This is a genomic window from Kitasatospora sp. NPDC053057, assembly GCF_044546945.1.
Classification (GTDB): domain Bacteria; phylum Actinomycetota; class Actinomycetes; order Streptomycetales; family Streptomycetaceae; genus Kitasatospora.
Window position 1 is genome coordinate 18,137 of record NZ_JBITZP010000010.1, and the last position, 20,412, is coordinate 38,548.

The 20,412-nt window shown below is 72.4% G+C and carries 25 protein-coding genes; 11 read left to right on the plus strand and 14 right to left on the minus strand.

Features of this window, described 5'->3' with window-relative positions:
• Positions 1–43 precede the first annotated feature (43 nt).
• The 4 genes from ACIG5E_RS13485 to ACIG5E_RS13500 all read right to left on the minus strand — a co-directional run bounded on the left by ACIG5E_RS13485 (position 44) and on the right by ACIG5E_RS13500 (position 3,588).
• Positions 44–661 (minus strand): TetR/AcrR family transcriptional regulator, encoded by a 618-nt coding sequence (locus ACIG5E_RS13485; RefSeq protein ID WP_396533557.1) that lies wholly within the window; start codon positions 659–661, stop codon positions 44–46.
• A 90-nt stretch (positions 662–751) separates the two neighbouring features.
• Positions 752–1,738, minus strand: a complete 987-nt coding sequence (locus tag ACIG5E_RS13490) for an aldo/keto reductase (protein ID WP_396533558.1) — start codon at positions 1,736–1,738, stop codon at positions 752–754.
• A gap of 60 nt (positions 1,739–1,798) precedes the next feature.
• The gene (locus ACIG5E_RS13495; protein ID WP_396533559.1) at positions 1,799–2,620 is read right to left on the minus strand and encodes an ABC transporter permease; all 822 of its coding nucleotides are present in this window, start codon (positions 2,618–2,620) and stop codon (positions 1,799–1,801) included.
• A complete protein-coding gene (locus ACIG5E_RS13500) occupies positions 2,620–3,588 on the minus strand; it encodes an ATP-binding cassette domain-containing protein (RefSeq protein WP_396533560.1) in 969 nt (322 codons plus the stop codon). The genes ACIG5E_RS13495 and ACIG5E_RS13500 overlap by 1 nt, the downstream gene beginning before the upstream one ends.
• Before the next feature lie 104 nt (positions 3,589–3,692).
• Here ACIG5E_RS13500 and ACIG5E_RS13505 point away from each other — a divergent pair, with 104 nt between their 5' ends.
• The gene (locus ACIG5E_RS13505; RefSeq protein WP_396533561.1) at positions 3,693–4,457 is read left to right on the plus strand and encodes a TetR/AcrR family transcriptional regulator C-terminal domain-containing protein; all 765 of its coding nucleotides are present in this window, start codon (positions 3,693–3,695) and stop codon (positions 4,455–4,457) included.
• A gap of 91 nt (positions 4,458–4,548) precedes the next feature.
• Here ACIG5E_RS13505 and ACIG5E_RS13510 read toward each other — a convergent pair whose 3' ends face one another.
• Positions 4,549–5,928: a PLP-dependent cysteine synthase family protein gene (locus ACIG5E_RS13510; RefSeq protein ID WP_396533562.1), complete on the minus strand. Its 1,380-nt coding sequence runs from the start codon at positions 5,926–5,928 to the stop codon at positions 4,549–4,551.
• 221 nt (positions 5,929–6,149) lie between these two features.
• Here ACIG5E_RS13510 and ACIG5E_RS13515 point away from each other — a divergent pair, with 221 nt between their 5' ends.
• The 3 genes from ACIG5E_RS13515 to ACIG5E_RS13525 all read left to right on the plus strand — a co-directional run bounded on the left by ACIG5E_RS13515 (position 6,150) and on the right by ACIG5E_RS13525 (position 8,529).
• Positions 6,150–6,680 carry a hypothetical protein gene (locus ACIG5E_RS13515; RefSeq protein ID WP_396533563.1) on the plus strand — a complete coding sequence of 177 codons (531 nt, stop codon included), beginning with the start codon at positions 6,150–6,152 and terminating at the stop codon, positions 6,678–6,680.
• Between the two features lie 152 nt (positions 6,681–6,832).
• Positions 6,833–7,972 carry a serine hydrolase domain-containing protein gene (locus ACIG5E_RS13520; protein WP_396533564.1) on the plus strand — a complete coding sequence of 380 codons (1,140 nt, stop codon included), beginning with the start codon at positions 6,833–6,835 and terminating at the stop codon, positions 7,970–7,972.
• 2 nt (positions 7,973–7,974) lie between these two features.
• Entirely contained in the window at positions 7,975–8,529 is a 555-nt protein-coding gene (locus tag ACIG5E_RS13525; protein ID WP_396533565.1) for a hypothetical protein, read from the plus strand.
• A gap of 112 nt (positions 8,530–8,641) precedes the next feature.
• Here ACIG5E_RS13525 and ACIG5E_RS13530 read toward each other — a convergent pair whose 3' ends face one another.
• On the minus strand, positions 8,642–10,039 hold the full coding sequence (locus tag ACIG5E_RS13530; RefSeq protein ID WP_396533566.1) for an alpha/beta fold hydrolase: 1,398 nt from the start codon (positions 10,037–10,039) through the stop codon (positions 8,642–8,644).
• Between the two features lie 194 nt (positions 10,040–10,233).
• Here ACIG5E_RS13530 and ACIG5E_RS13535 point away from each other — a divergent pair, with 194 nt between their 5' ends.
• A complete protein-coding gene (locus tag ACIG5E_RS13535; RefSeq protein WP_396533567.1) occupies positions 10,234–11,223 on the plus strand; it encodes a helix-turn-helix domain-containing protein in 990 nt (329 codons plus the stop codon).
• Between the two features lie 118 nt (positions 11,224–11,341).
• Here ACIG5E_RS13535 and ACIG5E_RS13540 read toward each other — a convergent pair whose 3' ends face one another.
• From ACIG5E_RS13540 to ACIG5E_RS13550, 3 genes are all read right to left on the minus strand, one after another.
• Complete coding sequence (locus tag ACIG5E_RS13540; protein ID WP_396533568.1) at positions 11,342–12,151, minus strand: alpha/beta fold hydrolase; 810 nt, start codon at positions 12,149–12,151, stop codon at positions 11,342–11,344.
• 242 nt (positions 12,152–12,393) lie between these two features.
• Positions 12,394–13,119 (minus strand): hypothetical protein, encoded by a 726-nt coding sequence (locus tag ACIG5E_RS13545; protein WP_396533569.1) that lies wholly within the window; start codon positions 13,117–13,119, stop codon positions 12,394–12,396.
• Between the two features lie 48 nt (positions 13,120–13,167).
• Complete coding sequence (locus ACIG5E_RS13550) at positions 13,168–13,581, minus strand: ATP-binding protein (RefSeq protein ID WP_396533570.1); 414 nt, start codon at positions 13,579–13,581, stop codon at positions 13,168–13,170.
• Between the two features lie 183 nt (positions 13,582–13,764).
• Between ACIG5E_RS13550 and ACIG5E_RS13555 the strand changes: the two genes are divergently transcribed.
• From ACIG5E_RS13555 to ACIG5E_RS13570, 4 genes are all read left to right on the plus strand, one after another.
• A complete protein-coding gene (locus tag ACIG5E_RS13555; protein ID WP_396533571.1) occupies positions 13,765–14,601 on the plus strand; it encodes a helix-turn-helix domain-containing protein in 837 nt (278 codons plus the stop codon).
• Positions 14,598–14,831 (plus strand): DUF397 domain-containing protein, encoded by a 234-nt coding sequence (locus ACIG5E_RS13560; protein WP_396533572.1) that lies wholly within the window; start codon positions 14,598–14,600, stop codon positions 14,829–14,831. The genes ACIG5E_RS13555 and ACIG5E_RS13560 overlap by 4 nt, the downstream gene beginning before the upstream one ends.
• 7 nt (positions 14,832–14,838) lie before the next feature.
• Positions 14,839–15,099: a DUF6879 family protein gene (locus tag ACIG5E_RS13565; RefSeq protein WP_396533573.1), complete on the plus strand. Its 261-nt coding sequence runs from the start codon at positions 14,839–14,841 to the stop codon at positions 15,097–15,099.
• 400 nt (positions 15,100–15,499) lie between these two features.
• Positions 15,500–15,622: a hypothetical protein gene (locus ACIG5E_RS13570; RefSeq protein WP_396533574.1), complete on the plus strand. Its 123-nt coding sequence runs from the start codon at positions 15,500–15,502 to the stop codon at positions 15,620–15,622.
• Positions 15,623–16,040: 418 nt separating this feature from the next.
• Here ACIG5E_RS13570 and ACIG5E_RS13575 read toward each other — a convergent pair whose 3' ends face one another.
• From ACIG5E_RS13575 to ACIG5E_RS13595, 5 genes are all read right to left on the minus strand, one after another.
• Positions 16,041–17,540, minus strand: coding sequence for a PQQ-binding-like beta-propeller repeat protein (locus ACIG5E_RS13575; RefSeq protein ID WP_396533575.1), 1,500 nt, complete (start codon positions 17,538–17,540; stop codon positions 16,041–16,043).
• Positions 17,541–17,682: 142 nt separating this feature from the next.
• On the minus strand, positions 17,683–18,249 hold the full coding sequence (locus ACIG5E_RS13580) for a uridine kinase (protein ID WP_396533576.1): 567 nt from the start codon (positions 18,247–18,249) through the stop codon (positions 17,683–17,685).
• A gap of 159 nt (positions 18,250–18,408) precedes the next feature.
• On the minus strand, positions 18,409–18,603 hold the full coding sequence (locus ACIG5E_RS13585) for a DUF1918 domain-containing protein (RefSeq protein ID WP_396533577.1): 195 nt from the start codon (positions 18,601–18,603) through the stop codon (positions 18,409–18,411).
• A 156-nt stretch (positions 18,604–18,759) separates the two neighbouring features.
• Positions 18,760–19,119: a hypothetical protein gene (locus ACIG5E_RS13590; RefSeq protein WP_396533578.1), complete on the minus strand. Its 360-nt coding sequence runs from the start codon at positions 19,117–19,119 to the stop codon at positions 18,760–18,762.
• A gap of 26 nt (positions 19,120–19,145) precedes the next feature.
• Positions 19,146–19,394, minus strand: a complete 249-nt coding sequence (locus ACIG5E_RS13595) for a DUF6215 domain-containing protein (protein WP_396533579.1) — start codon at positions 19,392–19,394, stop codon at positions 19,146–19,148.
• A gap of 63 nt (positions 19,395–19,457) precedes the next feature.
• Here ACIG5E_RS13595 and ACIG5E_RS13600 point away from each other — a divergent pair, with 63 nt between their 5' ends.
• Positions 19,458–19,964, plus strand: coding sequence for a DUF6882 domain-containing protein (locus ACIG5E_RS13600; protein WP_396533580.1), 507 nt, complete (start codon positions 19,458–19,460; stop codon positions 19,962–19,964).
• Between the two features lie 102 nt (positions 19,965–20,066).
• Complete coding sequence (locus ACIG5E_RS13605; protein ID WP_396533581.1) at positions 20,067–20,405, plus strand: ArsR/SmtB family transcription factor; 339 nt, start codon at positions 20,067–20,069, stop codon at positions 20,403–20,405.
• Positions 20,406–20,412: the final 7 nt, after the last annotated feature.

Consider the following 20,412-nt stretch of genomic DNA (forward strand, 5'->3'; position numbering starts at 1 on the left):
AGGCCCGGAAGGCCGGTCAAGGCTCGCCGCAGCCACAATTCGGCTACTGCTCGGGCCTGTTGGCGATCCCCCGGCGGAAGGTGTCCAGTACCTGGACGGCCAGCTGCTCGGCCCGGTCCGCGGGCAGGTACCCGTCCACGATCATCTGCGCCAGCCCGTAGACCAGCGCCTGCCCGGCCAGCAGCACCTGCCCGGGATCGCCGGGCCCCAGTCGCCCGGCCCGCTGGTCCGCCACGATCAGCTCGGTGAACGCCCGGTCCATCCCGTCCAGTTGCTCCCGCAGCTCCGGGTCCCGGGTGGCTGTGAACACCCGCGAGCGCACCAGCTCGAACCGCCGCGGATGGCGCAGCGCGTACCGGACGAAACCCAGCCCGAGCGCCCGCATCGCCGACCCGCCGACCGCCTCGGCGGCCGCCACCTCCGCCGCCTGCCAGCGGGCGAAGTCGGCCAGCACCCGGTCCGCCACCGCGGTCAACAGCGCCTGCCGGTCGGCGAAGTGGCGGAACGGCGCCCCCGCCGACACGCCCGCCCGGCGCGCCACCTCCCGCACGCTCACCTTCTCCTGCCCCTGCTCGTCCACCACCTCGAACGCCGCCGCCACCAGCGCCTCCGGCAACGCGCCGTGGTGGTACGCCCCTCGCTCCCCATTCCGCTCCGTCACGCCTGCCTTGCTACCACAGTCGGCCGGGCGCCCGGGGAAGGCCCCCTCGGCCCCGGCCGAGCGGCGGCCGGGGCCGAGCGGCGGCCGGGTCTACCAGGCGTAGTCCTCCGGGGCCGGGCGGTGGCCGGGGAAGAGTTCGTCGAGGCGGTCCAGGGTCTTCTGGTCGAGCTTGACGTCGAGCGCCACGAGGGCGGCGTCGAGGTGGGCGGGGGTGCGGGGGCCGATGATGGGGGCGGTGACGGCCGGGCGGGAGAGCAGCCAGGCGAGGGCGAGGTCGGCGGGGTCGGTGCCGAGTTCGGCGGCGAAGTCCTCGTAGGCCTGGAGGCGCTCGCGGTGCTTCTCCAGCAGCTCGCCCGCGCGGCCCAGGGCGCTGCGGCCGCGGGTGCCCTCGCGCTCCTTGCGCAGGATGCCGCCGAGCAGGCCGCCGCGCAGCGGGGACCACGGCAGCAGGCCGAGGCCGTAGTGCTGGAGGGCGGGGATGACCTCCAGTTCGACGGTGCGGTCGAGCAGGTTGTAGAGGGACTGCTCGCTGACCAGGCCGAGGAAGTGCCGGGCGCGGGCGGACTCCTGGGCCTGGGCGACATGCCAGCCGGCGAAGTTGCTGGAGCCGACGTAGATGATCTTGCCCTGGGCGACCAGGACCTCCATCGCCTGCCAGATCTCCTCCCAGGGCGTGTCCCGGTCGATGTGGTGCATCTGGTAGAGGTCGATGTGGTCGGTCCGCAGCCGCCGCAGGCTGGCCTCGACGGCCTTGCGGATGGCGAGCGCGGAGAGCCGGCCCTCGTTGGGCCAGTCGCTCATCTCGGCGTAGGCCTTGGTGGCGAGCACGGTGCGCTCGCGGCGGCCGCCGCCCCGGGCGAACCAGCGGCCGATGATCTCCTCGGTGCGGCCCTTGAGGTTGCCCTCGGGGTCGCGGCCGTAGGCGTTGGCGGTGTCGAAGAAGTTGATGCCGCGCTCGTGGGCGGTGTCCATGAGGCGATGGGCCTCGGCTTCCTCGGTGTGGGGTCCGAAGTTCATGGTGCCGAGGCAGAGGCGGGAGACGGTCAGGCCGGTGCGGCCGAGGTGGGTGTACTCCATGGCGCCCCACCTAAAGCCACACCGGCCACGGTGTCCAGCACATTCGCCGGACCGGGCGGGTCACCGCCCGTGGGTGGCGAACTTCCGTACGGCCAGCGGCCCGCAGAGCAGGAGCAGCACGGCGCTCCAGAGCAGCGTGGCGAGGACGGCGTGCTGCATCGGCCAGGCGGTGCCGGGCGCAGCCGGGTTGCCGAAGAGCTCGCGGGCGGCCTCGACCACGGAGCTGATCGGGTTCCAGTCGGCGATCACCCGCAGCCAGCCGGGCATCCCGCCGGTGGGCACGTACGCGTTGGTGACCATCGCCAACGGGAAGACGACGACGGAGAGTTGGCCGGCGGCCTCCTCCTTGCCGACGGCCAGGCCGAGCAGCGTGCCGACCCAGGTCATCACGAACCGGAAGAGCAGCAGCAGCGCGAACGCCTCCAGCGCGTCGGCCGCGCCGTGCCGGGCGCGCCAGCCGGCGGCCAGCCCGACCAGGGCCAGCAGCGCCAGCACGACGAGGCTGACCAGCAGGTCGGCGAGGGTCTGTCCGAGCAGCAGCCCGGTGCGGGAGACCGGCATCGAGCGCAGCCGGTCGGTGACCCCGCGGCCGACGTCGCGGGCGGCGCCGACCATGGTGGGCATGATGCCGTTGGTGGCGACCATGGCGAACAGTCCGGGCATCAGGAACTCCCGGTAGTCCCCGCCGCCGGGCACCTGCATGGCGCTTCCGAAGACGTACCCGAAGACCACCACCATGATCACCGGAACGCCCAGCGAGGCAGCCAACAGGCCCGGCGAGTGGCGGTAGTTGAGCAGGATGCGGAGCATCGACGTCCCGGTGTCGGAGAGCAGCCGGGCCCCGACGGACGGACGCGAGGCGGTGTGCGCGACAGCGGACATCAGGCGGCCCTCCCCAGGGCGGTGGACTCAGCGGTGAGCGCGAGGAACACGTCGTCGAGCGAGGGCGCCCGGACCGCGACGTCCTCGGCGACGACGCCGACGGCGTCCAACTCCCGTACCAGCGACGGCAACAGGACGTTCGCCCCGGGCCTGGTCAGCACCGTGACCGCCCGCTCGGCCACGTCGACCCGGGCGTCACCCCCGGACAGGCTCGACAACACCACGGCGGCGGCGCCGAGTTGGCCAGGATCGGCCAGGGTGACGGAGATCTGGCTGCCGATCGCCGCCTTGAGCCGGGCCGGCGGGCCGGTGGCGATCGCGGCGCCGTGGTCGACCACCACGATGTCGTCGGCGAGGCGGTCGGCCTCCTCCAGGTACTGGGTGGTGAGCAGCACGGTGGTGCCGCCGTCGGCCAACTCCTTGACGGTGTCCCAGATCTCCTGGCGGCTGCGCGGGTCGAGCCCGGTGGTGGGCTCGTCCAGGAAGAGCACCGGCGGGCTGGTGACCAGGCTGGCGATCAGGTCTAGGCGTCGGCGCATGCCGCCGGAGTAGGTGCGGACCAGCCGGTCGCCGGCCTCGGCGAGGTCGAAGCGGGTCAGCAGTTCGTCGGCGCGCGCCCGGGCCCGGCGGGCACCGAGGCGGTGCAGCCGGCCGAACAGGTGGAGGTTGTCGCGGCCGGTGATGCCCTCGTCCAGCGCGGCGTGCTGCCCGGCGAGGCCGATCGCCCGCCGGACCTCCTCGGCGTTGCGGACGGCGTCGTGCCCGGCGACCCGGACGGTGCCCCGGTCGGGGGCGACCAGGGTGGCGAGGACGCGGACGGCGGTGGTCTTGCCGGCGCCGTTGGGGCCGAGGAGGCCGCAGACGGTGCCGGCCGGGACGGTCAGGTCGAGGCCGCGCAGGGCCTCGGTGGCCCCGAATCGTTTCTCCACGCCCACCATCTCGATAGCGGGTCGGGTGGTGTCGGACATGGCTCTGCCCCTCTCTAGGTACAGCGTACGTAGAAGCGCGCGCAGGCGCAATCGTACTACGTACGCCGTACGTATCTAAGATGGGTGAGCGAGGTGATCTTCCAGTGCCGTCCAGCAACACCCCCAGCAGTCCAGAAGCGCCCCCCGGCTCCGAGAGCGCGGAGCCGCCCGGCAAGCCGGTGCCCCCCGAGGCCCCCGAGCTGATCTGGCTCCGCCCCGAGCGCACCGGCCGAGGCCCCCGACCGGCCCACAGCCGCGACTCGATCGCCGCGGCCGCCATCGTCATCGCCGACGCCGAGGGCTTGGACGCCGTCTCGATGCGCCGGGTCGCGGCCGCGCTCGGCGCGGGCACCATGTCGCTCTACAACTACGTGCCGAAGAAGGAGCACCTGCTCGACCTGATGCTCGACGCGGCCTGCGCCGAGTACCGGCTGCCGCCCGGGCCGAGCGGCGACGTCCGGGCCGACCTGGCGAGCCTCGCGCACGAGCAGCTCACCATCTTCCGCCGCCACCCCTGGCTGCCCGCGCTGGTCATGGCCCGCCCGGGCATCGGCCCCAACGCGCTGCGCTACACCGACCACTTCCTCGCCGTCACCGCCTCCACCGGGCTGGCGGGCGGCGCGCGGATGGAGGCGATGGCGATGTTCAACGGCTTCATCTGCCAGTTCGCCCAGTACGAGCAGACGGCGGCCGCGGGCGCCAAGTGGCAGGCGGAGATGGTCGGTTACCTCACCCAGGCGGCGATGAGCGGCGACTACCCGAACCTGGCCCAGGCCTTCGCCACCGCAGGGCCGCCCGCCGACCCGGACCAGGCCTTCGACCGCACCCTGGACCGGGTCATCCTCGCCATCCTGGCGCCCGCCCAGTGACGGACACCCTCCTGGCGCCCGCTCGGTGACGGACACCCTCCTGGCGCCCGCTCGGTGACGGACACCCTCCTGCCGCCCGCCCGGTGAGGGCTCAGCCGAGGGCCGCCCGCGGCAGCACCCCGGCCGCCCGGCCGTCCACCAGCACCACCACGGCCGGGTGCCCGCCCGCCAGCGCCGCCCGCGCCTCGGCGGCCGGCTGCCCGACCCCCACCGTCGGCAGGGCCGGCCCGAGCAGCGGGCGCACCGGCCCGTCCGGCTTGGCCCCGCCGTCGGCCAGCGCCGCCGCCAGCACCTCCCGGGACGCCGAGCCGACCACCTCCGTCGCACTCACCCCGTACGGGCGCGCCGCCCGCGCCAGCACGGCCGGGGCGACCCCGCCCGGCGCGGTCCGCAGCGCCTCCAGCGCCTCCCCGACAGTCAGGTCCGCACCGACCGCCACCAGCGGTCCCGCCCCCTCCAGCGCGGCCCGCACCGCCGTCTCCCCCGGCTCCTCCAGGAACCCCCACTCCCGCATCCACACGTCGCTGTGCACCTTGGACAGGTACGAGCGGCCGGAGTCCGGCAGCACCACCACGACCAGGTCGTCCGGCCCCAGCCGGCGCGCCACCCGCAGCGCCGCCGCCACCGCCGTGCCGGAGGACGGGCCGGCCAGGATGCCCTCCTCGCGGGCGAGCCGGCGGGCCGTCAGCAGCGATTCGCGGTCCGGGATCCGTTCGAAGGAGTCGATCACCTCCGAGCGGTAGGCCTGCGGCCAGCGGTCCTCGATCGTCTCCGGGTGGAGGAAGTGGCCGATGCTCTCGACGAACCACGGGCTGCCGTCCCCGCCGCCGTACGAGGACGACTCCGGGTCCGCGCCGATCACGGTCACCGCCCCTCCGGACACCTGCTTGAGGTACCCGCCGGTGCCGGTGACGGTGCCGCCGGTGCCGACGCCCGCGACGAAGTGGGTCACCCGGCCGCCGGTCTGCTCCCAGACCTCCGGGCCGGTGGTCCGGACATGGGCGTCCGGATTGGCCAGGTTGTCGTACTGGTTGGCGAGCCAGGCGCCGGGGATCTCCTCGGTGAGCCGCCGGACCACGTTGAACAGGTGCCGCGGGTCCTCCCGCGGCACCGAGGTCGTCGCGAGCACCACCTCGGCGCCGTACGCCCGCAGGATGTCCGCCTTCTCGGCCGACGCCTTGTCCGACACCCCGGCGATCACCCGGTACCCGCGCTGGCGCCCGACGATGGCCAGCCCGATCCCGGTGTTGCCCGAGGTCGCCTCCACGATCGTCCCGCCCGGCCGCAGCAGGCCCTCCCGCTCGGCGGCCAGCACCATGGACAGCGCCGCGCGGTCCTTGACGCTGCCGCCGATGTTGAGGAACTCCGCCTTGGCGTAGACCGGCGCGGCGATCCCCGCGCCCAGCCTGGCCAGGCGGAACAGCGGCGTCCCGCCGATCGCGTCGAGTACGGATTCGTGCACCGCGGTCATCAACAGCTCCCTCACTGCCTGCGTTACGTGTCCGACCGAGCCTGCCCAGCCCGGCGGCCCGTCAGACCCCTCACGCATCTGACATGGACACGAAAAAGGGCCACTGCCCGCCCCTCCTCCTCCCGATCCCCCGCCCGGGGGAGCAGGCCCATCCCGGCGCAGGACGCCCGCCGGGGCCCGCTCCTCAAGGCTGGGACCACCGACGAAGAGGAGTGCACACCATGTCCCGACGCCACCGGCACCCCATGTCCCGCCACCACCGGCATCCCATGTCCCGACGCCACCGGCACCTGGTCGCCCTGGCCGGCAGCCTCGCCCTGCCGTACATCGCATTGAAGGCCTACTGGGCGGCGGGCGGCCGGGCCGGGATGGCCGACGGCTTCGAGATGGCGGACGAGTTCCGGCGCAACGGCGCCCCCGCCTCCCTGGTCTGGCTGGAACGGCACGGCATCGACTTCACCTCCGTGCTGGCACTGACGGGCGTGGCCCTCGCGCTGCTGCTTACTCACCGCCCGCCGGCCCGCCCGCTGCCCCGGCGCCTGCTGCTCGCCCCCGCCTGGGCGGGCACCCTGCTGATCCCGTACGGCCTGCTCACCGCCCTGTTCGGCGCGCTCGGCGGCAGCGCTGACAACGCCCCGCTGACCGGCTGGGTGGGCCCGGCCGGCGCCGCGGCCTTCATCGGCATCGGCACCGCGCTCGGGCTCAGCGCCTGGCCGCACCGGCGCCCGTTGTCCGCCCCGGCCGTCGACTGAGCCGCCGGACGGCAGTCATCACATCCGCCCCACCCGTCCCGGACCAGCCAAAACCCTTCGTCACGGCCGCCCCGACCCCGTACCGTGGTCCGGTCGATGATCTTGGCGGACGCCGTGCGCGGACGCCACGCGAGCAGAACGGGACACCACGCATGCAGCAGTACCAGGGGTGGGCCGACGAACGCTACGGCGCCGTCGCGGACGCCTTCGCCGGCAACTTCGCCGACTTCCCCGAACTCGGCGCCGCCGTCACGGTGTTCGTCGACGGCCGCAAGGTGGTCGAGCTCTGGGGCGGCACCGCCGACCAGCGCACCGGCCGGGCCTGGACCCAGGACACCCTCGTCCCGGTGTTCTCCTGCGCCAAGGGCGCGGTCAGCGTCAGCGCCCTGCTGCTCGCCCAGCGCGGCCGGCTCGACCTGGACGCCCCGATCGCCCGCTACTGGCCCGAGTTCGCCCGCCACGGCAAGCAGGACATCACCACCCGGATGATCCTCGGCCACCGGGCCGGCCTCCCGGCCCTGGACGCGGTGCTCTCCTTCGAGGAGATCGCCGCCTGGCAGCCGGTGGTCCGCGCGATCGAGGAGCAGCAGCCGCTCTGGGAGCCCGGGACGACCTACGAGTACCACGGCCATGTGCTCGGCTTCGCGGTCGGCGAGGTGATCCGCCGGATCACCGGCCTGACCCCGGGCGCGTTCCTGCGCAAGGAGATCGCCGAACCGCTCGGCCTGCCCCTGTGGATCGGCCTGCCGGAGAGCGAACTCCCGTACCTGGCCCGGCTGGTGGAGGCCGAGGGCCGCCGCCCGATGCCCGGCCCGGAGCACCTGCTCACCCGGATCGTCACCATGAACGGCGCTCTGGTCTTCCCCGGCCTGGACGTGCCGCACGGCTGGAACGACCCGGCCCTGCACTCGATCGAGCTGCCCGGCGCGGGCGCCGTCGCCTCCGCCACCGGACTGGCCGGCCTGTACGCGGCCGCGGCCACCGGCCTGGACGGCTCCCCTCGCCTGCTCTCCCAGGACACCGTGACCGACGCGGTGCGCGAACTCTCCTCCGGCCAGGGCTTCCTGGGCTTCGACATGGGCGCCCGCTGGGGCTCCGGCCTGCTGCTCGACTCCCCCGCGTTCCGCCCGCTGCTCGGCGCGCGCAGCTTCGGCAACGACGGCGCCGGCGGCCAGTTCGCCTTCGGCGACGACGAGTTCGGCGTCGGCTTCGGCTACGTGGCGAACCGGATGATCGGCCACGGTGACGCCCGCGCCAACCGGCTGATCGAGGCGGTGCGCGAGTGCCTGTAGCGATGACCTTTCCGCGTCAGCTCGCGGCCCTCGCCGCCAGCGGCGAGTACGGCGACCTGCGGTACGACGCCTCGCTGCCCGAACTCGCCGCCCGCTACGGCGATCCGTGGGACGGCGGGCGCATCCACAAGCAGTCGCGCTGGCCGCACGCCTTCGGCTGGGGCGACGCCTGGACAGTGTTCTGCCGCTGCCGCCGACTGCGCTCCTTCTCCCTGCCCACCTGGCAAGGAGAACTGGAACTCCCCGAACCACACGGCGAGTTGGACACCATCGACACCAGGGTCAGCGAATCCGAACTGACCGCCGAGCTCACCGCCGCCGGCTGCGCCTGGGAGACGGTGACCTACGAGAACATCCCCGGCCAGCGCACCCTGGAGGTCGCGCCGGCCGAGGAGGTCCGGGTCGGCTTCGTCCTGGTCGACCGGCTCGACCACGACCAACCGCCCTTGACGGACTGGCTGCTGCACAAAGTGAGCCTCTGGGGTTACGACCACCCCGACTGCCCCGAGCCGGACGGCACCCTGCCCGACGACGGCTGGGGCGCGGCCGAACTCTGAGCCGGCGGCGGGCCGTTCCGTCCCCTGTGCGGAACGGCCCACCACCGACCGGCCACTTGAGCAGGAAACCGGCTACTTGAGCGGGAACCCGGCTACTTGAGCGGGAACCCGGCTACTTGAGCAGGAAGTCGTAGACCGCCTGCCGCCCGACCGGGTTGGCCGCCCGGGTCTGCACCGAGTGCGCCGCGCCCGGGACGATCACGATCTGCGGGTCGTGGGCCAGCGCCGCCTGCTGGTACAGCCACTCGTACGGGGTGGAGAGGTCCCGGTCCCCGCCGAGCAGCAGCACCGGCACGTTGGGCAGCTTGCGGTGCGCCGGCGGCAGCGGCGGCACCTGCTCGCGCGGCCAGTCCTGGCAGACCAGCAGGCTGCCCAGCCCGGTCGCGGTGGCCGGGTCGTACGGCCAGGTCTCCTCGGCGGTCAGGTCCTGCCGGGTCTGCGCCAGCGCGTCCGCCCGGCCCTCGACCGGGGTGTCCGAGGAGCCCCAGGGGTAGCGCCCGTCGGCGCACAGGGTGGCGGCGTGCAGGCCCTGGCTGAGCGCCTCGGCCGGGGCGGCGTCGTCCTTGTGCACCTGGTCGATGAAGGCCTGGAGCTTCTCCGGGTGTCCGCCGGCGGCTTCGTGCAGGGCTTCCGGCACCCCGCCGTAGTTGGGGTCGGTGAACTCGTAGCTGGTGAGCGCGTCCAGGATCTGCGCCCCGTTGCCGTACTTGCGGACGGTGGCGGCCAGGTCCTCGGCCGGGTCGGTGGTGCAGCCGGTGGCCTGGCAGGCGGTGCGCAGCACCCGGGCGGTGGCGGGCAGCGCGACCAGGTCCATCGGGTCGTAACCGCCCTGCGGCACCACCGAGTCGAGCACCAGCCGCTCCACGTGCGCCGGGTGGGCGAGGGCGTAGCGCTCGGCGACGAAGGTCCCGTACGAGACGCCGTCGAGGGTCAGCCGGTGGTCGCCGAGGGCCTGGCGCAGCAGGTCGATGTCGCCGACGGTGTCCGCACTGCTGTAGAAGCGGGCGTTCGGGCCGAGCGCGGTGGCGCAGTCGGCGATGGACTGCTTGCGCGGGACGGCGAGGTCGGAGGAGCCCATGTCCTCCTGCAGGCCGGGGCACTGCAGGGCGTGCTCGCCGGTGCCGCGCTGGTCGTACATGATCAGCCGGTAGTCCTTCAGCACCGGCGCGATCTTGCCCGCGATCCGGCGGATCAGCGGCACGCCGGGCTGGCCGGGGCCGCCGGTGAGGAACAGCAGGTCGCCCTTGGGGGCGTCGGCGTTGCCGGTCATCGCCACGTTGAGCTGGAGGTTGCCGGGGGTCCGGCCGCTGTGGTCGAGCGGCACGGTGATGGTCCCGCAGGTGAATTCGGGCGCGCTCTGGCAGGGTGCCTGGCCGGTGATCCCGCCGCCGTGCCGGTGCGCTTCGGCCGACTGGTCCGGCGCCGCGACGGCGGGAGTGGCCAGGGTGGTGCCGGCGACCACCGCGACGGCGCCCAGCAGGGCGGCGATGCGGCCGCGCGTGCTCGTCATGTTCATCCTTCCGCTCGCGCCGCGTCCGTACTGACGCGGTCACGGAAGTAGCCTGCGCCCGGGTTGACTTCGAACGCGAGCATTCGTGCCAGGATTCGACCAGGGTCGAAGGGTCGCGGGCCGAAAGGGTGACGAATCCGACCGTTCCGGCACCTGGATCTACAGCATTCGAACAGCCCGGCAGGGAGGACGGAATGATCCGGCTCACCATCGACTCGGCCGGGCTCGCCCGCACCCGCTTCGTGGTGTCACCGCTGCACGAGGCGGTCAACACCCTGATGGCATCCGGACTCAACTCCCGCACCGGTCCGTACGCCTGGGTGAGCCGCACCCGCCGGGTGCTGCGCCGGGAGAAGCTGGAACTGCTGTCGGGGCTGGCGCTGGAACAGGACGGCGGCTACGTCCCCGACTTCCTCTCCCCCCACCCCACCGGCCCCGAGCCGACGGTGGCGGAGCAGCTGGAGGCCGTCCGCCGCACCGATCCGGAACGGGTCCGGGCCGAACTGGAGACGGTCCAGCGCGGGATCGCCGCCGCCAATCTGGTCGGCCGTCCGATCCCGGACGCGGTGCTGCGCGGCCTGGAGCGCGGCCCGCGCTACTTCGCCGAGCGGATCGCCGACGAGCTGGGCCGGTACTGGGAGCTGGCGCTCGCGCCGTACTGGCCGGACACCCGGGCGGTGCTGGACGCCGAGATCGATCAGCGGGGCCGCTTCCTCGCCCGGCACGGTTCCGGCGCGCTGTTCAACTCCCTCGCCCCGCAGCTCTCCTGGTCGAACGGGCTGATCCAGCTGGAGAGCCGCTTCGAGGTGGCCCTGCCCGCCCGGATGGTCCTGCTGATGCCGACGCTGGTGAGCCGCCGGATCCACGTCATCCTGGATCCGGTCGACGGCTGCCACCGGGCGCCGACGCTGATGTACCCGATCGCGCCGCCGGCGGCCGTCCCGCGGACGCCCGCGCCCGCACTGGCCCAGCTGCTCGGGCCGACCCGGGCGGACCTGCTGGCCGCGCTGGTCGATCCGGCGACGACCGCCGCGCTGGCTGCCCGGCACTTCCTGAGCGCGGGGACGGTCTCGTACCACCTGGGGGTGCTGCACCGCTCGGGCCTGGTCAGCCGGGTGCGCCGCGGGCGGGAGGTGCTGTATCGGCGGACGCCGCGCGGGGAGGAGTTGCTCGCGACTCGGTAGGGGGCACGTGGTGAGGGCACATTGGCGAGGGCACATTGGCGAGGGGACATGGTGAGGGCACATGGCGAGGGCGCATGCACCGGCGCGTGTCCCGGTTTTCGCGCCCCTCAGGCCCGGTTCACACCAACGCGCGCGGAAGCACCACCCGCACCCATTCCTCCGGCTGCGACAGATGCGGAGCGTGACCGGCGCCCTGGTACACGTGTCTTTCCGCCTTCGGCAGGGTGAGATCGATGATGTCCAGCACCTGCCCGAACATCGGCGGGCTGTCGTCGCTCTGGGTGAGCAGCGCCGGCTCGGCGAAGCGGGCCAGCGCGGTCAGGTCCAGATCCAGCGCGTCCGGGTCCCGCAGCTCATCCAGGTATGTCGGCGCGTTGCGGATGAAGGTGTGCCGCACCGGCGCGGGCAGTTGCTCCCACGCCCCCGGGCCGAAGGCGACCGTCTCCACGAACAGCTCCGCCGCCGCGGCCGACTCCCCCTTTTCCAGCAGCTCCCGGACGGCCGCGAGCCGCCCCGCGAGCGCGGTGCCGACCGGCCGCAGTTCCGGGTCGAGAAGCAGGAGGCTCGTTCCGGGCGGCTCGTGGACGGAGATGCCCCGGAGGAGGTCGGGCCGGACGGAGGCGAGCCGCAGCGTGATCAGCGCGCCGTACGAGTTCCCGCAGACGTAGGCCGGCGCCAGCCCGAGCCCCTCGATCAGCCCGGCCAGGTCGGCCGCGTCCTCGTGCACCGAACCCTGGGTGAGCAGGTCCTCGCTGCGGCTGTGGCCCCGGCGGTCGTAGGCGATCACGGTCGTCAACTCGGCCAGTCCCGGCAGCACCCGTGCCCAGGAGTCCGCGTCACTCCACGACCCGTGCACCAGGACGACGCCGGGGCCCTCACCACGGGCCTCGTAGTGCAGTGAGACCCCGTTCACCCTGATCTCGGCCATCACGAGCCTCCCGAGCCTTGGCAGTACTCCTCCACCAGCCTGACACAAGCGGTTGGAACGGTCAGATCGGTCAGGTGACCACTGCTGGTAGTCGCGGCAAGGAGACGAACCACTGACGTCCCTGCCGGGTAACCGTCGCCGACCGGCCCTCACCCCCGATTGGCCGGGACCAGCAGAACCGGACCCATCCCAGCTTCGGCAGCTTCGCCCGTCCCCGCAGCACGGGGTCCACGCCCAAGAGTTCAGATCAACGAGTCGAAGAGGTGCGGCTCCCAGTGACCGAGCCAGGAGGAGGTGACGGAGGGCAGGTCCAGGCCCTCGGTGGACTCGTCGTACGGGAGGACGGAGGTGGGCGCGAACCAGCCCTCGCCGGGGTCGATCCGCAGGCGGAGGAGGCGCAGCGGGCGACGCAGCGTGACGTACATGCGCAGGTCGCCGGTGGAGGGGTGGTGGTCCTCGTAGCGGTCCTGGACGCAGCGGCAGACGGAGAGGATGTCGGTGTCGGCGAGGAGGAGGTAGCGGCTGCCCGGCCCGAGGTTCGCACAGAGGCGCCGCCGGGACTTTCTGCGCTCGCCGTAGGGGAGGTTCTGGTGGTTGTCGACGTGGAGGCCGGGGCGCTTGCCGGATTCGGGGAGGACGTGGGTGGTGGGCTCGCCGGGCGGGTCCTCGGTGTCACCGAGGGTTACGGGGTATGGGTCGCCGAGGGTGCCGACCATGGCGGCGAGGGTGTCGCGGTCGGTGACGGTGCCGGGGAGCCGGAAGAGCTCGATCAGGCCGGTGGCGGGGGTGAAGTAGCCGGGGGCGAAGCGCTCGGCGTAGCCGCCGGGGAGGGGTTCCCAGGAGGCGGGGTCGGGGACGACGGCGCCGGTCTCGTAGCCGGGCTCGAAGTAGAGGCGGCGGACGCGGCCGTAGTCGCAGCGGGCATGCAGGGCGGCGGGGCTGCGGAAGGCGATCGCGGCGGGGTGCATGGGGGTGGACTCCCTTCGTTCGTTGGTTGAATCGGGCGGTGGTGACGCTCAGTTGAGGAGAATGCGGACCCACACGCGCTTGCCCGAGCCCCGGCGGGTGATGACGCCGAAGTCGAGCGCGAGCTCACGGACCAGTTCGATGCCACGGCCGCCCTCACGGAAGCGGCGGGGGCGGCGGTCCTGGAGGGGGAGGTCGAAGCGCGGGTCCCACACTTCGAGCCGGCAGTCGCCGGTGAACTCCTGCAGGTAGAGCCGGACTTCACCGTGCCCCTGGCAGGCGTGGACGACGGCGTTGGTGACGAGCTCGGAGGCGATGAGGACGAGGTCGTCGACCTTGTCGCCCCGGTAGCCCCAGGAGTCCAACTGATCCCGGACGTACCGGCGGGCGGTACGGACCGAGGTGGAGTGGTCGGCGAGGCAGAGCTCGGAGATGCGGAAGAGAGGTGTGCTCAACGCGGACATGGGTGCCCCTTCGCTTCGACACGACGTCAGGTGCGTGTCCGTGCGGTCACGTTGAGTGTGGGGGATTTGGAATCGAATTTGCAACCCGAACGCCACCAAAGAGGAATCAAATTAGTTGATCTTGAACGCGGATAGACTGAACCCCACACCCAAGGGAGGGCAGCGTTGGGCACGGACCCGTCAGTGATCAGGAACATCCGCCTCGGCGAGGAACTACGGCAGTGGCGGCTGGAGAACAACAAGACGCTCGCCGACGTCACCGCCGGCCTGCGAGGCTGGGATCCTTCCCGGCTGAGCAAGATCGAACGAGCCCGCCTACCAGTGAGCGCAGCCGACTTGGCCACCTACCTGGACCACTGCGGGATCACCGGGGAGGACCGCGCGGAGATCGAGCGTCTGGCCACGGACGGTCCTTCGAAGCACTGGTGGGAAGACCACGACTTCGCCGACACGATCGGCGCCGCATTCGCCGAGTTCCTCGGCCTCGAAGCTGATGCGACGCACATGCTCGACTACTACCTGTCCGCCTTCCCTGGCCTGCTCCAGACCGAGGACTACGCGCGAGAGGTGATCGCCGCTGGTCTCGACGGCCTCAGCGACGACCAGAGTGAGGCCGCAGCAGAGATTCGAATCCTGCGCCAGCGGCGATTGACCGAGGATCCCCGGATCAATCTGGAGGCGTATTTCGGTGAGGTCGCGCTCCTGGTGGGCGGCGACCGCGACATTCTCGCTGGTCAGATCCGTCATGTCATGGAGGTGGGGAAGCAACCGAACGTGACCCTGCGAATGGTCCCGCTGAGTGCAGGACGCCAAGCCATCTTCTCTTCCGGCCTCACGCTGATGCACTTCTCCGGTGAAGAGAGCTTCGTCTTCGTCGAAGCCGTCGGCGGTATGCTCCCGCGTAGGTCGGGACGCCATGTGCGACGAGCCGAACGCGCTTTTGCTCGGCTGAAGCGATACTCGCTGTCGCCGGAGGACACCATCACCGCACTTGAGTACAAGTTGGAAGAGTTGACGTGATCAGCAAGCACGACCCCTACTCCCACGATCCCGCTGATGCCCAGTGGGTCAAGTCACCTTTCTCCGGCGAGTCCAACGGCAACTGCGTGATCATCGCCCGCTTCGACAACGGCGACGTATGGCTCGGCGACGACAAGAACCCCGACCGCCCCCACCTCGCCTTCGACCAGGCCGAGTGGACCGCCTTCATCCAGGCCATCGAAGCCCGCGACCCCCGCTTCACCGCCTAGCCTGACGGTGGCCCTGCTCGACATCACGAGCAGGGCCACCGGCTACCGGGAGGCAGTCATGCACGACCCGGTGAGCAGATCCGGCTGGTTTCCCCGGAGCCGGGCGTTCGATCTCGCCTTGCCGGGAACCGACTTCTGGCTGTTCGACAGCCGGATCGTGCGGTTCAGCCTGTTCACCGGCGATGGCGAGTGGGCTGATCCCCGGAGAGTGCTGACCTGGACCTCTGTGCGGGCAGCGCGCGCGTTCGGCGCCCTCGGGGCGAGCTGAGACATCCCTCACCGAAGCCACAGTCAACGATGACCTGCGTCCGTTGCGCAGCCACCTTCCCCAGTCGATGCAGCAGGTGCCTGTGGTGCTCGAACGTACGTCGGGATTCCACCGATCCAGCGAGTCCCCACAGTTGAGCTGACCAGCTTTCAGGGATCGTCGTCTCCGGCATGGAGCCATCCGAATCAGGGAATGGCTTCTTGGTGGCACCGGGCTCGTAGAGCGGTTGAGAAGGACCGGGCCATCGGCAGCAGAGCGGGAGGCGCACGTGGGAATAGTGCACGCGATCCGAATGCAGAGGCTCGTCGCGGATGCCAGGCGCGCATATGCGCAGGGGGACGTCACCTTCGAAGCGTCGATCGACATCGACCCCCGGGGCATGGCCCGGGTCAGGAACCCCATGAAGGCAATCCGCAAGGAAATTGACCTGGTCGTCCGGTCCGTCGAAGCCGTGGGCTGGGAGTGCGTGAACGTCGGCCAGTTCATGTACTCGATCACCATGGAGTTCGTCCGCGCGGGCTGAGCTTCAGGAGGCCCTCAACATCTCACCGCGCTGGCGTGAGGACAGCGGGATGACCGCGGCCCACGTCCCCAACATCGCCTACGACCAGGCTCATCCGTCAACCCCCGCGCCACCGAGGCCGAACAGCTCGAAGCCATCCACGCGATCTTCCCGCCCCACAAGGAGGCGCTGGGCGTGCTCACCTTCGAGATCGAGAGGGTGGACACCACTTGAACCCAACCCACCGCCGCAAAGTCCTGGTGATCCGCAAGGGGAACCACTGCCATTCCCCGATCGCCGCCCTGATCACCGCCGAGCGCTCCGCAGGGGCACTCGACGTACGCTCGGCCGGTACCCGGAACTGGCAGGCGAGCGACACCCGCGCTTCGCCTCCTGAGCAACTCCGGCCCTGCCCGCCACTCGCGGGCAGGGCCGGCCCTCAGCTCATCCCCCGGACCGGCGGCTCGTCCCTCGTCCCGTCCTCCGCCACGACCGTGAACCGCTCCCGGCCCGCCGCCGACAGGTCCACCGGGTACAGCGAGGCGGTGTCGTTGACGTCCAGCTCGCGGCTCCGCCGACCGGTCGCCGCGTCGACCCGGGTCAGCTGGTCGCGGGTCATCGCCCACACCGAGGCGCCGTCCACCAGCACGCCCGTCACCTGGTCGTCCAGGCCGGCCGTCCACTGCTTACTGCCGTCCGCCAGGGAGTACGCGACCAGCCGTCCGGTGGCCGTGCGGCCCGGGTGCGTGCCGCCACTGATGCTGACGTCGCCGGGCTTCTCGCCCGGGACGATGAACAGGTCCCCGACGACCACGCCACCGAACAGCGGCCGGGCGGTGAACTCGTCGAAGGCGTGCACCCCACCGAGCATCACGTCCAAGTCGTACTCGTCACCGGACACCGGTATCGAGGCGCGCTGCTTCCCGGACCGGTCGTAGCTGAGCACCGCGTGGGTACCGCGCTCGGCCTGGGCGTCGACCCAGACCGCGAGCGGCTCGACCGACACCACCATCAGGTTCTTGAGCCCTCCCTCGGCCGGCACGGCCACCCGCGTCTGCTGCTGCCCGTCCCCGGGGGCCAGCGAGCGCAGGACCGCCGCCCCGTCGCCGCACTGCGCGGCCGTCACCACGTCCTGCTCCCCGCCCGCGACCTCCAGCGGCGTGCACCCGGCGTCGGGCGCGTTGCGCCACAGCTCCCGGCCGTCCGTCAGCCGTACCGCCCGCCAGCCGTCCGTGCCCTGCAGCACGGCCTGGGTGCCCGCCACCGCGACGAGGTCCGAATCGGCGGAGTCCCCGTCCCGAGCAGGGGCGTTCACGGTGGCCGTCCAGCCCGGCTTGCCGTCCGCGAGGTCCAGCGACGTCACCGCCGCGCAGGGCTTGCCGTGCGGCGAGTGGCCGACCAGGCCGATGCCGCCCGCTCCGATCCCCCGGCTCATCGTGCACAGGGAGTCCTCGCCCGGCGGCGTCCACTGCCAGGCGACGGACCCGCTGCCACTGCGGTACGCCACCACCCGGTCGGGCCGGACCCGCACCACCAGGCTCCCGCTGGCCCAGCTGCCGACCGCGCGGACGGTGGCCGGCCGGTCCGGCGGGGCCTTCCAGGAGTCGTTGAGGCCGTCTCCGGCGAAGCACAGGAAGATCCCCAGCCCCAGCGCGGTGCCGACGGCCACCGAGGGAAGCCCGCGCCGGGGGTGGATCAGCGCCCAGACGAAGCCGGCGCCGCAGGGCAGCAGCCCGAGGATGCTGATGGCGCCCATGAAGCCGAGGCTGGTGCCGCCGAACCCGTTCGCGGGGCCGAACATCACCGCGAGGCCCAGGCTCGCGAACATGGCCCCCAGGACCCCGCCGGAGACCACCATCCAGGTCTCCTTGCTCCTGGCGAACCTGGCGCGCCACTTCATCCGTGCCCGGACGACACTGTCCTCGGGCCGCTCGGCCATGCCGGTCTCTCCCCTGCGAAGCGCCGCCCCCGCAGTAGGGCGACGATCATCGGATCGTCGCAGAGCAGAGCAAGATCCTAAACAAAGAGCAGGGAAAACCCCTTCCTACCCTGCGCATGGGAGGCCCTGACCGGCCGGATCGCTACGAATCGCGGCCCCGCCCGCCCCTCCCGGCAGCCGCCGCCCACACCTGCCCGGCCAGAATCTCCGGAGCCAGCGCACCGTCGACCACCAGGTCGCACTGAGCCCGCAGCGGCTCGACATGGCGCTCGTGGGCGGCCCGCCGGTGCCCGACGTAGTTCCGCAGCAGCACCGCCAGCGGGAAGCCGCCCGCGACGCACTTGCGCTCGATCTTGCGCGCCAGCCGCAGGTCCGCCGGCAGGTCGACGAAGACATCGAAGCGGCCGCAGGGCCGCCTCGGGGCGACGCTGCGGGCGAACAGACCGTCCACGACCACCACCCGGAACTCCCCGAGCGCGGCGTCGACGTCGTCCGCGAGTCGCCTGCCGTCCACCGACCGCGGATCCCCCACGTCCAGCCGCGGCACCCCGGCCTCGTCCGGCGCCCACACGCCGCCGTGCCCCGGCTCGGCGTAGTAGTAGTCGTCCCCGTGCAGCACCCGCACCCGGCCCGGGCCGGCGGCTGCCGCCAGCGCCGCGGCCAACGTCGTCTTCCCCGCCCCTGCGCCCCCGGTCAACGTCACCAGCACGTCCGCCCCTCCCCCGGTCGGCATCACCGACGCGATGCCCCCACGTTCCGCCTCCCCCTGCCGAACCACCGTCCCCGCAACGGGTGCGCGGTGCGCCGGGATCGCTCCCCGGCGCGCACCGCGCACCCGCCCTCAGTCCTCAGTCCTCAAGCGCCGCGGCTACTCCCCGGCCTTCCGATGGTCGACTACGGCGTCGGGTCCGGGGCTCATGATCGTCTCGTGCCCGTTCTCCGCCCGAACGCGGTAGGGCGGGGCTCCCTTCGGCCCGAGGACCTCGACGATCTCCACCACGTGATCCTGCTGGCCGACGATCCTGCCGTGAACGACAAGACGGTCTCCCACGCTTGCGTGCATACGCGTCTCCTCCGTGTCCTGCTCCGACGATCCGGGCGGGCCGACCCCGCCCCGATCGCGGCCTACCCGATCACCGGGCGCGGCAGTCCCCTGGCGGCCGAGTCCACCCGTTCGAGTGAGTCCAACCATCGAGCCGAACGAGGCTCAACCCACCGCTCAGCCCGTCGAGCCGCCCGCCCAGCCCTGCAGACCCGGCAGCACCGCCTCGGTCACCCGGTAGAGGGTCGCGTCGTCGATCGGCTCGGAGTCCTTGCGCCAGATGCTGACCTCGAAGGTGCCGCCCGTCCCGTCCGGGTTCTTCGCCACGGCGAGGGAGTGGGCGGCGGAGCCGGTGCCGGTGGTGGACTTCCCTCCGCCGAACGGGATCGAGAACGACATCGTGGGCGACCGGTAGACCAGCGTCTTGTGGCCGAGCACGGGCACGCGCGTGATCGTCGGGTCGCCGGGCATGGCGAAGTCCTCCACGTCGACGTCCCGGTCGTCGGCGAGCTGGACGTACAGCTCGCTGAACTGCACCTCCGCCGCGCCGTAGTTGTCCTTGGTCAGGCCCGGCCCGAGGGCCGCCGACAGCCCGGGGGCTGGGCCACCAGCACCCGCTCCTTCGGCACCCCCACGAGCACCGGCAGGTCGGGGCGGTTGAGCGCGGCGCACAGCACCGGGTACTTCGGCGAGTCCTTCTCCGTCGCCGGAGCGCACTTCGCCGACCCGTCGCCGTTGTGGTCACGGTCGTTCCCGGCCAGGGCCCAGAGCCCGGCGAACAGCACCCCCACCAGCACGACCGCCGCGCCCACCCGGAGCCCCAACGGTAGGGCCGCCAGGACCCACCCAAATCGGCCTTGGCACACTTCACCCCCATGAACAGCACCACCCCCCAGCCCGACCTGGCCACCCTGCTCCTCCAGGGCGAGCAGATGATCGGCCAACTCGCCGAGGCCCACACCGCCTGGGGCCTCGGCACCGCCGACCGCTGGGGCCTCGACCAGCGCACCGGTCTGATCACCTGGACCTTCCCCGACCGCACCGCGTCCGCCCCCGCCCAGATCCTCGGGACGTGGAGCCCCAACGCGGCGTCCTGGCTCTGGGCCTGGGCCAACCGCAGCATCCTGCCCGAGCTGAGCCGCGACGCCGCCAGCGTCCGCGACTGGGCCGAGGCCCACGGCCACGCCGCGCTCGCCGAGCCCGAGGTGGAGGCGGACGAGGAGCGGGCGGCCACCCTCGCCGCGCTCGCACTCCGGGTCACCAGGGCCACCGGCTTCTACCGCGCCCCCGGTGCCACCTCGACCACCTTCATCACCTTCGGCCCGGTCACCCTCACCGCCCGGGACGGCAGCACCTCGACCTTCACCATCGAGATCGACTGACGCCGAGCCCCCCTGGGGTCCGCCCGCATGGGAGGTCGGCCCCGCCGACTTCCCATACGGACCCCGGCTCCAGAGCCGGCCACCGCCCACCCGAGGAACCCGATGCGGACCCTGCCCCAGCCCCACCCCGAGGACTTCGACCTCGCCACCGTCCTGCATGCCCTCGGCGACCCGGTCCGTCTCGAACTCGTCCGCCGCCTCGCCGAGGAGGGCGAGACCACCTGCAGCCCCGAGGGCCTCACCGTCCCGCGCTCGACCCTCTCCAACCACTGGCGGATACTCCGCGAGGCCGGCGTCGTCGCCGTCCGCAGCAGCGGCAAGACCCGCCTGGTCACCCTCCGCCGGAGCGAGCTCGACGCCCGCCTCCCGGGCCTGCTCGACGCCGTCCTGGCCGAGCTGGCGAGCCGCTGCGGGCGACCAACCATCCAGCCCGCGCGGTAGGTTGAAA